This is a genomic window from Ruegeria sp. C10, from assembly GCF_056537805.1.
Genome location: NZ_JBQFSC010000004.1, coordinates 398,912 through 411,914 on the forward strand (window position 1 = coordinate 398,912; position 13,003 = coordinate 411,914).

Genomic DNA, 13,003 nt, shown 5'->3' on the forward strand with positions numbered 1-13,003 from the left:
TGTTTGATGCGGTGGGACTAGTGTCCCAAAGCGCCCATTTGCTGCGGCAGATACAGCACCACGATGGGCACCAGCACGATCAGCGCGAGGCGGAAGATATCGGCGATCCAGAACGGAGTGACGCCACGAAATATGGTGCCGGTCGAGACGTCACCCACCACGCCTTTCAGAATGAAGACGTTCAGGCCTACGGGTGGAGTGATCAGCGAGATTTCGGTGACAACCACGACGACGATGCCAAACCAGATTGGGTCATAGCCCAGAGACGTGACCAACGGGAAGAAGATCGGAACCGTCAGCAACAGCATCGAGAGAGATTCGAAGACGCAACCCAGAATGATGTAGATACCAAGGATCATCAGGATCACGACAAACGGAGCCACATCATAGGCGGTCACCATCGCGATCAGGGCTTCGGGCAAACCGGCCAGATTGATGAAATTTGAGAATATCTGCGCACCAATCAACACCGCGAACAAGGCAGACGCGGTAAAGCAGGTCTCTTTCAGCACCTCGAATGTCGAGCCAACCGTGAGACCCCCACGAAAGAGTGCAATCAGAAAGGCCCCAGCGGCCCCCATACCTGCGGCCTCGGTGGGTGAGAATGTCAGGTTTAGGGGCTCAAAATCGAAGGCTCCATAAAGCCCGCCAATCACTAGGAAGAACAACAACAGCACAGCCCAAACCGAGCCCAGCGCACGGATGCGTTCGGACCATGTGGCACGCTCTCCGGCTGGACCGGCCTCGGGGTTGCGCCAGACGGTCCAGCGCACGGCGAAGAGGTAGAACAGAATGCCGAGGATGCCGGGGATGATGCCCGCCATGAACAGTTTCCCGATCGAGGTCTCGGTCAGCAACCCGTAGATGACCAGAATGACCGATGGAGGGATCAGAATGCCAAGCGTACCACCGGCGGCAATCGATGCGGTCGAAAGTTCGTCGGAATAGCCATAGCGTCGCATCTGCGGCATCGCGACCTTTGACATCGTGGCGGCGGTTGCCAGCGACGATCCGCAGATAGCCGAAAATCCGCCACAGGCCGCAACCGTTGCCATGGCAATACCACCGCGCATGTGGCCAAGAAAGGCGTTGGACACCGCATAAAGCTCGCGCGCCATGCCGCCCTTGTTCACGAACAGGCCCATCAGGATGAACAGCGGCACAACCGACAGACCATAGTCCTGCGCAGTGTCGGTGATCTGTCGGCCCACCATGGACATGGCAGCCTTCATCCCGCGCTCATCAAAGATTGAGCCGCCACGCTCATAGGCAAATCCCAATGTGCCGACCAGACCCATGGCAAAGACGATAGGAAGGCGCACCAGCACCAAGATCAATACAATCGCAAATCCGATTAGCGCTGCGGTCATTACATAGGCTCCGACAGTGTATTTGGGGCGAAGGCCTTTAGCAGCCCAGTGGCGATCATCACCAGTGCAGTGATGGCAACAGACAGGGTAATGAACCAGCCGATCAGGTAGGTGGGGATTGAAAGATATTCGGTTACATCCCCATAATCCCGCGCTCGCTCGGCCAGGACCCAAACGCGCTGGACCGGCCAGAACAGCATGATGCCGCTGACCACATAGATCACAACGTCCCGCGCACGCGACAGATGCAGACGGTGGAAGAACCCGTCTGTCAGATCAACCGCGATATGGCCATTGGTGGTGGAGACGATCGGGAGGACAGAAAACACCAGAATTGCCATCAGAATGCGCGTCAGCTCGGTGGCGGCCTCAATGGGCGCATTGAAGACCGAACGCAGGATCACGTCGCAAAATGTCATTACCATCAGGATAAACAGTGCAATGCAGGCCACGATCACGGGAAGGGCGCTGGCACGGCGCACAAGCTGAATAATAGGGGTCATGGGAAACTCGCGCAGGGTAAGTCAGGGCGGCGCAAGAGCCGCCCTTCAGTCGGATCAGTTCGAGGACATTTCCGATTTGATCATGTCATATGCGGCCTGTGCGTCGACTCCTGTTGCGTCAACCTCGGCGATGACCTTGCCGCGGATGTCTTCGGCGATGGCCGAGAACTTCTCCATATCCGCGTCAGTGGCAGCGTTGATGGCATTGCCCTCCGCCGCCTCGGTTGCCTCACGTCCAGTGGCGTCGATCTCATCCCAGATTTTGCCGATCTCACGGCTCAGCGGTTCACCGAATACGTTTTCTTCCAGCGCCGTCTGCAGCTCGGGTGGCAGATCTGCGAAGGTGTCTTCGTTCATGATGAATGCAAACGAACCACGATAGAGGCCACCGGGCATCTCATAGACGTTCTGCGCAACCTCGGTCAGCTTGAAACCCTTGCGCGATTCCAATGGCATGACCACGCCGTCAGCGGCTTTCGATGCCAGTGTTTCATAGACTTTCGGAGCGGGCACCTGAATGCCGGTCGCGCCAAGCGCCGCACCAACGTCTCCGCCAACGCCACCCGGGATACGTACTTTCAGGCCCGAAACCTCATCCAGAGTGGTTACTGGCGCGCTGGAATGCAGCTGCGCGGGTCCATGCGTGTGCAAGGCGATGACTTTGACACCACGATGCTCGTCAGCAGCTTTCAAGTACTTGTCGTAGGCGCGCCAGTAGGCAACCGAAGCGTCCTCGGCCGAGCCTTCGTAACCAGGCAGTTCGATCAGCTTGGTGGTGACGAAGCGTCCCGGTTGATAGCCGTGAAAGATAATCGAGGCATCGGCCGCGCCATCCATGATCAGATCCATCTGCGCAGGCGGTGGAGCGATACCCAGCTTAAGCTCTGCGGTGACCTGCCCGTCAGTGGCCTCTTCTACCATTTCGACGAATTTGGGCCACATCTTTGCGTTGATGCCGTGGGTGGGTGGGGCCCAGCTGGAAATTGTCAGGGTGTAGTCAGCCGCAAAAGCAATGGTGCCGGACACCGCCAAGGTTGCAGACGCCAACAATGTGGTGAGCTTGGTGAATTTCATGACCGGGTCTCCTCCTCAAAATCGCAAGTCGTGAATGTGTTAATGGTACGTTTTGTAACTATCAACGACGAGAAATGCTGTTCCGCCCGCTGGCCAAAGTGCATTTCCGATCGCCGAGTCACAAACGGCTATAGAATTTATTGACCAACCGTTCGGTTTATGCAAGAAGTTTGTTGTAACTTATGAAAAGCGAACCGGGCATGTCCGACACGATTATTTCGCAGAATATGGGTCAATGGGTTGAAATTACACTCAATCGCCCTGATCGCCTGAACAGTTTCACTGATGAGATGCACTATGCCCTGCGCGCTGCACTTGAGGCCGCGCGTGACGGTGGTGCCCGATCGGTGCTGTTAACCGGCGCGGGGCGCGGGTTCTGCGCAGGGCAGGATTTGGGCGATCGAAACCCTGCCACGATGGAGGGTCCGCCGGATTTGGGCTATACGGTTCGCACGTTCTACGCACCTTTGGTCCGCCTGATCAGGTCTTTGGAATTACCTGTTGTCTGCGCCGTCAATGGCGTTGCCGCCGGGGCGGGTGCGAATCTAGCCCTGGCTTGTGATGTGGTACTTGCCGCTGACTCTGCCAAGTTTATCCAATCATTTTCCAAAGTGGGCCTGATACCTGATACCGGCGGCAGTTGGCATCTGCCACGTTTGCTGGGTGAAGCCCGAGCCAAAGGGCTGGCCCTGACTGGGCAACCCCTGCCAGCAAAGCAGGCTGCGGATTGGGGGCTGATCTGGAAAGCAATTCCAGACGCTGAACTAATGACCGAGGCGCGCGCGCTAACGGAACAGTTCGCCAATGGTCCAACGCTGGGACTTGGCCTGACGAAACAGACGATACAGGCGGCTGCCACGAATACCCTGACCGATCATCTCGAGATTGAGGCGGACGCAATGAAAACCTGCGGCGAAAGCGTCGACTATGCCGAGGGCGTTACTGCGTTTCTGGAAAAGCGCGCGCCAGTATTTCGGGGAGAATGAGATGACGCCGAAGGAACGCGCACAGAAAGCCGCTGCTGCAATGTGGGGGCGGGACAATGCCTCGAAATGGGCAGGCATGGAACTGGTGGAGATGGATGAAGGCGCTGCGACGCTGGCGTTGCAGGTGGCTGACCATCACTGCAACGGGCACGGGATCTGCCATGGCGGCGTGACATTCATGTTGGCCGACAGCGCCTTTGCCTTTGCCTGCAATAGTCGCAACCAGTCCACAGTCGCCCAGCACAATGTGATCAGCTACGTCGCGCCCGCGCGATCCGGTGATCTGCTGACGGCCCGCGCAACGGAACTGAGCCTGACAGGGCGCAGCGGCATCTATGACGTATCCATAACCAACCAAGCCGGACAAAAGATCGCAGAATTTCGGGGCTTTTCCCGCGCGGTCAAAGGCCCGGTGTTTGACGAGACCTGAGATGAGGGGGATGGCATGAAGGATCTTACTCCGAACAAGGCGGATCTTGATCCGATAGAGATCGCCTCGATTGATGAAATCCGCAACCTACAGTTGGATCGGCTGAAATGGTCGCTGCGCCATGCTTATGACAACGTGCCTATGTACCGGCAGCGGTTTGATGAGGCCGGTGTGCATCCTGACGACCTTCAGTCCCTCAGTGATCTGGCACGGTTTCCGTTTACCTACAAAAACGATCTGAGGGAAAACTATCCTTTTGGTCTGTTTGCGGTCCCGCGTGAGCAGATCATTCGTGTTCATGCCTCGTCGGGAACGACGGGCAAGCCAACCGTCGTGGGGTATACGCAAGGCGACATAGACAACTGGGCGGATCTGGTGGCGCGGTCATTGCGTGCCAGCGGTTTGCGCCGGGGCGACATGGTGCACAACGCCTATGGCTATGGCCTGTTCACCGGCGGTCTGGGTGCGCATTATGGAATCGAACGTCTGGGGGCCACGGTCGTCCCGATGAGCGGTGGGCAGACCGGCAAGCAGGTCGACCTGATCACTGACTTCAAACCAGACGGGATTATGGTAACACCATCATATATGCTGAACATTCTTGAGCAGTATCACAAGATTGGACTCGATCCGCGCGAAAGTTCCTTGGCTGTCGGCGTCTTTGGCGCTGAACCTTGGACGGATTCGATGCGCTCCGAGGTTGAACAAGCATTCGATATGCATGCCGTCGATATCTACGGCCTGTCCGAGATCATGGGACCGGGCGTCGCCAATGAGTGCGTCGAAACCAAAGACGGGCCCGTGATCTGGGAAGACCACTTCTACCCCGAAATCATCGACCCGCAGACCGGCGAGGTCATGCCTGATGGTGAGATTGGTGAACTGGTCTTTACCACGCTGACCAAAGAAGGTCTTCCGATGATCCGCTATCGCACCCGTGACCTGACGCGGCTTTTGCCCGGCACGGCGCGGTCGATGCGTCGGATGGAAAAGATCACGGGCCGCTCGGATGACATGATCATTCTGCGGGGTGTCAACGTCTTCCCCAGTCAGATCGAGGAGCAGGTTCTGGCAACCGGCGGTCTGGCGCCCTACTACCAGATCGAACTTTATAAAGCTGGCCGGATGGACGCGATGCGCGTGCATGTCGAAGCAACGCCAGATGCAGCCGATGAGCTGAGCAAAACCGCCGCTGCTCGGATGCTATCTCGCCGGATTAAAGAGGTGGTTGGCATCTCGACCGAGATCGATATAGGCGAGCCGGGCGAGGTCGAACGCTCACAGGGCAAGGCCCGGCGTGTGATTGACAATCGGGACAGTTAAGCGACAGACGGAGGGTCAGGATTTGGCGCGCACGATAGCAAAAGACCACGACCATAAACGAACTCGCATCCTAAAATGCGCCGCCCGCGTCTTCGCGCGGGAAGGATTTGATCGGGCGTCAATGTCTCAGCTGGCGCGGGAGTGCGGGATATCCAAGGCCAATATCTATCACTACTACGACAGCAAGGACGCCATTCTGTTCGATATTCTCGACAGTTACCTGCTGCAATTGCGTGACCAGGTTTGCGGCTTGGACCTTGATGGGATGGAACCCGCGGATCGCTTGAAACGGGTGGTGCGGGAAATCCTACTGGCCTATCAAGGCGTGGATGATGAGCATCGCGTGCAAACCAGCGGCATGTCCGCATTGCCCGAAGAGCAGCAGAATCTGCTGCGTGGCTATCAGAAGGATCTGGTGGTGTTCGTCAGTGACATCATCGCCAGCATCTCGCCTGCAACTTTCAAGGATGATCCGGCCAAGCTTCGGGCCACGACCATGTCCGTTTTCGGAATGTTGAACTGGTTCTACATGTGGAATGCCGGGGCGGATGCCAACGCGCGCAGCGATTACGCCGCGTTGGTAAGCAATCTGACATTATCAGGTGTTGATGGCCTTTGAACCCTTGTTGGCACAGAGTTGATTTGGCTCTTCGGTCAGGATGAGGTTCAATAAGGGCGGAGGTTACCCATGCGACGCCCTGATCGTTTCGATAAATTCTATTTCGCCAAAGTAGGTCTGGGCGAAGCCTGTGGCTGCGCCGAGCGGGTGATTGACGTTTTTGAGTTCAATCGGAAATGTGGTGCTAAAGCCCAGCAGTCATTGAAGAAAGATCGGCGAAAGCGTCGCACGCTTCGCGGATTGGCCGTGAAGTATGGGTTGCTGAGCCGCAAACGCCAACTTTGAAAGCTAGGGTACTTTAAGTCCCAGCTTTTCGATCTGTTCGGTCGCTTTTACTGTCCACTGATCTTTCATCTCAATCCCGGTTAATTGCCGCAGCCCCAGCTTGCGGAGCGTTTCGGTTTTCTCGGCTGTGCCTGCCCCAAAACTTGCCGCGACCCGGGGCCACCAATAGTCGACCGACGCTTGCATTTCTGCAGCCTTTCCCTGTTCGATCAGCTTGCCCGCACCCTCAAGCGCAAGCTCCCCATGGCGCGCCTCGATCGGGGAAATCTCGCGGAAGGCCTCGGCCAGAGGCTGATAGGATATCTGCGAAAACTGAGCCAGTTGGACGTCAACCGCCAGGCTCATCAGCAGGTTCATAACCACGGCATCTTCCCATCCTTCGATCGGATAGTTGAATACAGCAAGGCGCATGTCGTGTTCGGACCGCGTAGCCCCGATATCCGCATCACGATCCAGACGTGTGGTCCAGGGATGGTGATTTGCATAGCGGTCAGTGTTGGCTCCGAACTCGCCCATGATTTTCAGGACACGATCTGCGTTGTCGGTCTTTTCCAGCACAATCTTGGCCGCCGCGATGCGTTCCTTGATGCCCGGGCCCAGATTTATGATGTCGGCAAAGCCCGCTGCGCCGGCCAGTTCGCTGTCCACGAAGGTCGCCATCAGTTTCATGAGCTCTGCACGATAGCGCGGAGGCACGTTGGTTGGATTACTCAGGACACCACCCGCTGCCAAATAGCTCTCGATTGTCATGTCTTCAGCCATCATTCCCTCCGTCTACTGATCGTAGTCCACGACAACGGTGTCGGTCATCGGATAGGCCTGACAGCTCAGGACGTATCCTTTCTCGACTTCGTAGTCTTCCAATGCGTGATTGGCGACCATCTCGACCTCGCCTTCAAGCACTCGGCAGCGGCAGGTTGAACAGACCCCGGCCTTACAGGCATAAGGCGCGTCCATCGCATTCTCCAACGCGGCATCGAGAATCGATTGATCCTTCGGCATGGTGATCGTTTGCGTTGCCCCGTCCATGGTGATTGATGTTTTGGTCTGGTTGTCCTGAGACGCCGTGTCCGCCCCGCTCACTTTGCGCTTGACCCGACCGGGTTGAGCGCTGGCGAAGAGTTCAAACTTGATCTGCCCGTCGTTCAGCCCATGCGCCCGCAGGGCTGAGGCAATGCCCAGCATCATCGGCTCGGGGCCGCAGATAAAAGCCGTGTCGACGTTCTGAATATCGATCCAGTGTTCAAAAAGTTCGGCACATTTGTCCTGCGTGACCAGACCGGTAAAAAGCTCGATTTCCTGCGCGTCTGTTTCCAGAATATGGATCACGTTCAAACGCCCCATATAGAGGTTCTTGAGGTCCTCAAGCTCCTCTCGGAACATGATCGTGTTCACGCCCTTGTTGGCATAAACCAATGTGAACCGCGAATGTGTTTCTCGGGCGAGCGTCGTCTTCAGGATCGAGAGAACCGGCGTGATGCCCGACCCACCCGCAAAGCCCAGATAATGCTTTTCGGCGGAGGGATCGATTGCGGTGTAAAAGCTGCCCATCGGCGGCATCGCCTGCACCGTATCGCCCACCTTTAGATCGGAGTTGGCCCAGGTCGAGAATGCGCCGCCATCCACGCGCTTGATCCCCACCTGCAGAATGCCCTCATCCTTGCCCGCGCAGATCGAATAGGACCGGCGCAGTTCTTCCCCGTCGAAATCGCGGCGGAAGGTCAGGTACTGGCCTTGGGTAAAGTCGAATTCATCGGCTGAACCGTTTACAGGTTTCAACGTCACGACCACCGCATCGCGGATGGTTTTGTGAACATCGGTAACTTCCAGATCATGAAAGCGTGCCATCCGGTGATCCTCCCTCAGATGCACTTGAAATAGTCAAAAGGTTCCAGGCAGTCGGTGCAGCGCCAATGGGCCTTGCAAGGGGTCGAGCCAAACTGGCTGACCTTTTCAACCGCCTTGCTACCGCAATGTGGGCAGCGTTCAGGTCCACCTGCAGGCTGCGGCGGGGCGATGCCGTAATCCTCGAGCCGAGCACGGCCCTTGTCGCTGAGCCAATCGGTGGTCCAAGCCGGTGCGATACTTGTCTCGATCCGCAGATCGTCGATTCCATGATCACGCAGCGCAGTTTCGATATCCATGCTGATGACCGAGGTCGCCGGGCAGCCTGAATAGGTCGGCGTGACGGTAACCGTCAGAGTGTCTTCATCCCATCGCACATCGCGTACAATGCCCAGATCGACGACCGAGATCACCGGAATCTCAGGGTCTGGTACAGCGTCCAGCCATTCCCACACCTGATCCGTTGAAGCCCGCATTGATCCTTACCACTTCGCGCCGGGATATGCGCGCTGCAACCACTGCATCTGTGTCAGAAGATGGCCCAGATGCTCGGTATGCATGCGACCGTCGCGCCCGCCCTTATGGGCAAAGCGGCTTTCGGGAATGGTTAGTGTCGCCTCGGACAGCACACGCTCGATCAGAGCGTCATATTCTGCGCGCAGATCTGCCGGGTTCGGGGCAATCCTCGCCGCAACCATTTCTGCATCAACATCGTCACTGGCAAACATCTCGCCGACATATGGCCAGAGATAGTCCAGCGCCTCTTGCATGCGGGCATGACTTTCCTCGGTCCCGTCGCCGAGGCCCACAACCGTGTCGCCCGAGCGTTCGAGGTGGTAGGTGACCTCTTTGCTGGCCTTGGCGGCAATCGCAGCGACCCGGTCGTCAGAGGATGTCATCAGACGCCCCAGCATGATCGAATGCCACGCATCGAACAGGAACTGACGCATCAGCGTGCGGCCGAAATCGCCGTTCGGCACTTCGACCAGCAGCACATTGCGGAAATCCCAGGCATCTCGCAGAAAGGCCAGATCATCGGCGGATTTGCCGCCGTCGATCTCACCCGCAAGACCCAGCCACATCTGAGTCTGACCGATCAGGTCCAGCGCGGTATTGGCCAGCGCGATGTCTTCCTCCAGCACAGGCGCATGACCGCACCATTCGCTGACGCGATGGCCGAGGATCAAGGTATTGTCCCCCATCCGAAGCAGAAACTGCAGCAAAGCGTCATTGGAAACCGGAACACTCATTACATCGCCCCCACTTCTTCGGGAATATCGAAGAAGGTTGGATGGCGGTACACTTTGCTTTCGCTGGGCTCGTACAGCGGACCTTTGTCGCTGGGTGATGAGGCCGAGATGTTGTTGGCCTCAACCACCCAGATCGAAACGCCTTCGTTGCGGCGCGTGTAGACATCGCGCGCGTTCTTGATCGCCATTTCCGCGTCCGGGGCGTGTAACGATCCAACATGGCGGTGACTCATGCCATGTTGTCCGCGGATGAAGATTTCCCACAGGGGCCATTCGTTGTTCATTTGGTATCCTCCTCAGGGCAGTCTTATTCTGCAGCCAGATTTGCGGCGCGTTTCTTGCGGGCATGAGCCAGCAGCCCGTCGCGAACCCATTTACCGTCGTCCCACGCCTTGTTACGCGCGGCCAGCCGGTCGACATTGCAGGGGCCGTTGCCCTTGATCACATCGAAAAACTCGGACCAGTCCGGGTCGGTGTAATCATAATGGCCCCGTTCTTCGTTCCATTTCAGGTCCGGGTCAGGGATACTCAGACCCAGATATTCGGCCTGAGGCACGGTCTGATCCACGAATTTCTGGCGCAGCTCGTCATTGGTGTTGATCTTGATCTTCCACGCCATGGATTGGGCCGAATGCACGCTTTCCTTGTCCGACGGCCCGAACATCATCAGCGACGGGTACCACAGTCGATTTATTGCATCCTGCGCCATCTTACGCTGTTCTGGCGTACCCTCTGCCATCTTGCGGATCGCATCATAGCCCTGGCGCTGGTGAAAGCTTTCTTCCTTGCAGATGCGGATCATCGCGCGCGAATACGGCCCGAAAGACGTCCGCTGCAGCGGAACCTGGTTCATGATCGCAGCGCCATCGACCAGCCATCCGACCGCGCCGATATCAGCCCAGTTCAGGGTCGGATAGTTAAAGATCGACGAGTATTTCATGCGCCCGTCCAGCAGCATCTCGGTGATCTCATCCCGGCTGACACCCAGCGTTTCTGCCGCGCAATAGAGATACAGCCCATGCCCGGCCTCATCCTGCACCTTGGCCAGCAGGATCGCCTTGCGCTCCAGCGTTGGCGCTCGGGTGATCCAGTTTCCTTCGGGTAGCTGGCCTACGATTTCAGAATGTGCGTGCTGGCCAATTTGACGGATCAGTGTCGCGCGATAGTCGTCGGGCATCCAATCCTTGGGCTCGATCTTGATATCGGCGTCGATCTTGTCCTGAAACGCGCGTTCCTGCTCGGTCATCTCCTCGCGGGTTTTCACGCCTGTTCCGGCTGTTTTGATCATCTGAGCGTACATGTGAGGTCTCCTCCCTTACACACGTTCAAGAATAAGTGCGGCACCCTGCCCTACCCCGACACACATGGTACAGAGCGCGTAGCGGCCTCCGGTGCGGCGCAGTTGATAGGCAGCAGTCATCACTAGCCGCGCACCGCTCATTCCAAGCGGGTGGCCAATGGCGATCGCCCCGCCATTTGGGTTCACATGCGGCGCATCATCAGGCACCCCGAGTTCGCGCAGCGTGGCTAGGCCCTGCGAGGCAAACGCCTCGTTCAATTCTATCACATCCATCTGATCGATGCTGAGCCCAGTCCGTGCAAGCACCTTACGGCTGGCTGGAACCGGGCCGATGCCCATCACGCGCGGCTCCACTCCAGCAACGGACATGCCAACCACACGGGCAATCGGGGTCAGGTCGTTCTTTGCCGCAGCAGATTCATTTGCCATCAGGATCGCCGCCGCGCCGTCGTTAACACCCGAGGCGTTTCCGGCGGTCACAGTCTTGTCCACCCCGTTGATGCCCTTTAGGCCAGACAGTTTCTCTGCTGTAGTCCCCGGACGTGGATGCTCGTCCGTATCGACCACCACCGGGTCACCTTTGCGCTGGGGGATTGTGACCGGGGTGATCTCCTCCTGAAACACCCCGGTCTGGTGCGCCGCGGCCCAGCGGGCCTGGCTGCGTTCGGCAAACGCGTCCTGATCGGAGCGACTGATACCATAAGCTGCCGCTACGTTATCCGCTGTTTCGGGCATCGAGTCGATACCAAATTCCTTTTCCATTTTCGGGTTCACAAAGCGCCAGCCGATCGTGGTGTCGTAAACGGCATTGGCACGCGTAAAGGCGGATGTTGCCTTGGGCATCACAAATGGCGCACGCGACATGCTTTCGACCCCACCCGCGATCGCCATGTCATAATCCCCAGCCTTGATGGCGCGCGCAGCCATGCCCACCGCATCCATGCCAGACGCGCAGAGCCGATTGATTGTCGTTCCCGGTACATCCACAGGCAGCCCTGCCAGCAACGCCGCCATCCGCGCCACATTGCGGTTGCTTTCACCGGCTTGGTTCGCATCGCCATAAATCACGTCGTCCAGACTGGACCAATCCACCTGTGGGTTACGCGCGACAAGCGAAGCGATTGGCAGGGCGGCAAGATCATCTGTGCGCACCTGGCTAAGTCCACCACCATATCGTCCGATCGGGGTGCGCTGGGCGTCGCAGATAAAGGCGTCCATAGGTCGATTACTCCGAATTTGAATTCACATCATTAAGTGACCGATAGGTCGGTTAATAAGCCTCTCATCGATTCGCAGCAAGCATTATGTTACTTCAACTACGTTTTCTTGATTTTTCCGTAACGCATTGACTCGCTGCGAGTAACTTGGTCGTGTGAAGTGTAGTCTCTGCCGGCTTACCACCTGCGCCAATACCGTCTCAGACCTTTGATAAGGGTTCCTTCAACACAAAATTTGACAAATCGAAAGCGTACTTAGACCGCTTCGAATAGGCAGTTTGAAAGGTTGCCATTCTCAGATTGGAGTTCCAGTAAACGTCAGTATCTGCAGCAGACATCGCACCGGATTGGCTGGTTTTGACCTATAGCGTTTAATGAATGACACTTAACCGCTTTCGTCCCAACAGCTGCCTCCAGTCATCGCCAATCATCAAGTTAACTTTGAAAAGAAGCGTTGAATGATCTATACACAAAAGCCGAGGTGATGACGATCATCCGCTGCCTTCTGTCGGAGACCCAGTAGGTCCCCGAAGAACGGAAGTATGCGATTAAACTTGTTGGGGAACTTGCGGATTTGCTTACTTTGGGGGCGTCCCAGAATGAACAAAACCGCCCTAGGGCGGTGCGTAAACATCTGATGTTGCACGGTGTTTTTGCTTGCGGGAGTAGGAATTGAACCTCTGAGTTTCAGGTTATGAGCCTGACGAGGTTTGATCGTTAAGCAATTGATCCGGTGGACTGTTTGTAGTCTGCACGGGCTGTGTTTGGATTTTCTAAAGTTGGTTGCGGGAGCAGGATTTG

The 13,003-nt window shown here is 57.0% G+C and carries 15 protein-coding genes; 5 read left to right on the forward strand and 10 right to left on the reverse strand.

Annotated elements, in window-relative coordinates:
* Window positions 1-17: 17 nt before the first annotated feature.
* The 3 genes from ACR0DE_RS18270 to ACR0DE_RS18280 are packed head-to-tail and all read right to left on the reverse strand — an operon-like array spanning window position 18 to window position 2,947.
* A complete protein-coding gene (locus tag ACR0DE_RS18270; protein ID WP_170397698.1) occupies window positions 18-1,370 on the reverse strand; it encodes a TRAP transporter large permease in 1,353 nt (450 codons plus the stop codon).
* The gene (locus ACR0DE_RS18275) at window positions 1,370-1,873 is read right to left on the reverse strand and encodes a TRAP transporter small permease (protein WP_170397701.1); all 504 of its coding nucleotides are present in this window, start codon (window positions 1,871-1,873) and stop codon (window positions 1,370-1,372) included. Before ACR0DE_RS18275 ends, ACR0DE_RS18270 begins: the two co-directional genes overlap by 1 nt.
* 54 nt (window positions 1,874-1,927) lie before the next feature.
* On the reverse strand, window positions 1,928-2,947 hold the full coding sequence (locus ACR0DE_RS18280; protein WP_170397704.1) for a TRAP transporter substrate-binding protein: 1,020 nt from the start codon (window positions 2,945-2,947) through the stop codon (window positions 1,928-1,930).
* A gap of 200 nt (window positions 2,948-3,147) precedes the next feature.
* On the opposite strand from ACR0DE_RS18280, the gene paaG reads away from it, so the two are divergent.
* The 5 genes from paaG to ACR0DE_RS18305 all read left to right on the forward strand — a co-directional run bounded on the left by paaG (window position 3,148) and on the right by ACR0DE_RS18305 (window position 6,590).
* On the forward strand, window positions 3,148-3,933 hold the full coding sequence (gene paaG, locus ACR0DE_RS18285) for a 2-(1,2-epoxy-1,2-dihydrophenyl)acetyl-CoA isomerase PaaG (RefSeq protein ID WP_223118251.1): 786 nt from the start codon (window positions 3,148-3,150) through the stop codon (window positions 3,931-3,933).
* 1 nt (window position 3,934) lies between these two features.
* A complete protein-coding gene (gene paaI, locus ACR0DE_RS18290) occupies window positions 3,935-4,363 on the forward strand; it encodes a hydroxyphenylacetyl-CoA thioesterase PaaI (RefSeq protein ID WP_170397710.1) in 429 nt (142 codons plus the stop codon).
* 15 nt (window positions 4,364-4,378) lie between these two features.
* Entirely contained in the window at window positions 4,379-5,686 is a 1,308-nt protein-coding gene (paaK, locus tag ACR0DE_RS18295; RefSeq protein ID WP_170397713.1) for a phenylacetate--CoA ligase PaaK, read from the forward strand.
* Window positions 5,687-5,708: 22 nt separating this feature from the next.
* On the forward strand, window positions 5,709-6,305 hold the full coding sequence (locus ACR0DE_RS18300; RefSeq protein WP_480754647.1) for a TetR/AcrR family transcriptional regulator: 597 nt from the start codon (window positions 5,709-5,711) through the stop codon (window positions 6,303-6,305).
* Window positions 6,306-6,374: 69 nt separating this feature from the next.
* Window positions 6,375-6,590, forward strand: a complete 216-nt coding sequence (locus ACR0DE_RS18305) for a hypothetical protein (RefSeq protein WP_480754649.1) — start codon at window positions 6,375-6,377, stop codon at window positions 6,588-6,590.
* Window positions 6,591-6,593: 3 nt separating this feature from the next.
* Here the strand turns inward: ACR0DE_RS18305 and ACR0DE_RS18310 are convergent, their stop codons facing one another.
* From ACR0DE_RS18310 to pcaF, 7 genes are read right to left on the reverse strand one after another with little or no spacing between them, the layout of a single operon-like run.
* Window positions 6,594-7,352, reverse strand: coding sequence for a Phenylacetic acid catabolic protein (locus ACR0DE_RS18310; protein ID WP_480563130.1), 759 nt, complete (start codon window positions 7,350-7,352; stop codon window positions 6,594-6,596).
* Window positions 7,353-7,364: 12 nt separating this feature from the next.
* Window positions 7,365-8,438, reverse strand: coding sequence for a 2Fe-2S iron-sulfur cluster-binding protein (locus ACR0DE_RS18315; RefSeq protein WP_170647370.1), 1,074 nt, complete (start codon window positions 8,436-8,438; stop codon window positions 7,365-7,367).
* Window positions 8,439-8,452: 14 nt separating this feature from the next.
* Window positions 8,453-8,911 (reverse strand): 1,2-phenylacetyl-CoA epoxidase subunit PaaD, encoded by a 459-nt coding sequence (paaD, locus tag ACR0DE_RS18320; protein WP_170404686.1) that lies wholly within the window; start codon window positions 8,909-8,911, stop codon window positions 8,453-8,455.
* Window positions 8,912-8,917: 6 nt separating this feature from the next.
* Window positions 8,918-9,685 carry a 1,2-phenylacetyl-CoA epoxidase subunit PaaC gene (gene paaC / locus ACR0DE_RS18325; RefSeq protein ID WP_170397730.1) on the reverse strand — a complete coding sequence of 256 codons (768 nt, stop codon included), beginning with the start codon at window positions 9,683-9,685 and terminating at the stop codon, window positions 8,918-8,920.
* On the reverse strand, window positions 9,685-9,969 hold the full coding sequence (gene paaB / locus ACR0DE_RS18330) for a 1,2-phenylacetyl-CoA epoxidase subunit PaaB (RefSeq protein ID WP_170404692.1): 285 nt from the start codon (window positions 9,967-9,969) through the stop codon (window positions 9,685-9,687). Before paaB ends, paaC begins: the two co-directional genes overlap by 1 nt.
* Before the next feature lie 23 nt (window positions 9,970-9,992).
* Window positions 9,993-10,985: a 1,2-phenylacetyl-CoA epoxidase subunit PaaA gene (gene paaA / locus ACR0DE_RS18335; protein WP_480754651.1), complete on the reverse strand. Its 993-nt coding sequence runs from the start codon at window positions 10,983-10,985 to the stop codon at window positions 9,993-9,995.
* Window positions 10,986-11,000: 15 nt separating this feature from the next.
* Window positions 11,001-12,203 carry a 3-oxoadipyl-CoA thiolase gene (gene pcaF, locus ACR0DE_RS18340; RefSeq protein ID WP_480754653.1) on the reverse strand — a complete coding sequence of 401 codons (1,203 nt, stop codon included), beginning with the start codon at window positions 12,201-12,203 and terminating at the stop codon, window positions 11,001-11,003.
* Between the last annotated feature and the right edge of the window lie 800 nt (window positions 12,204-13,003).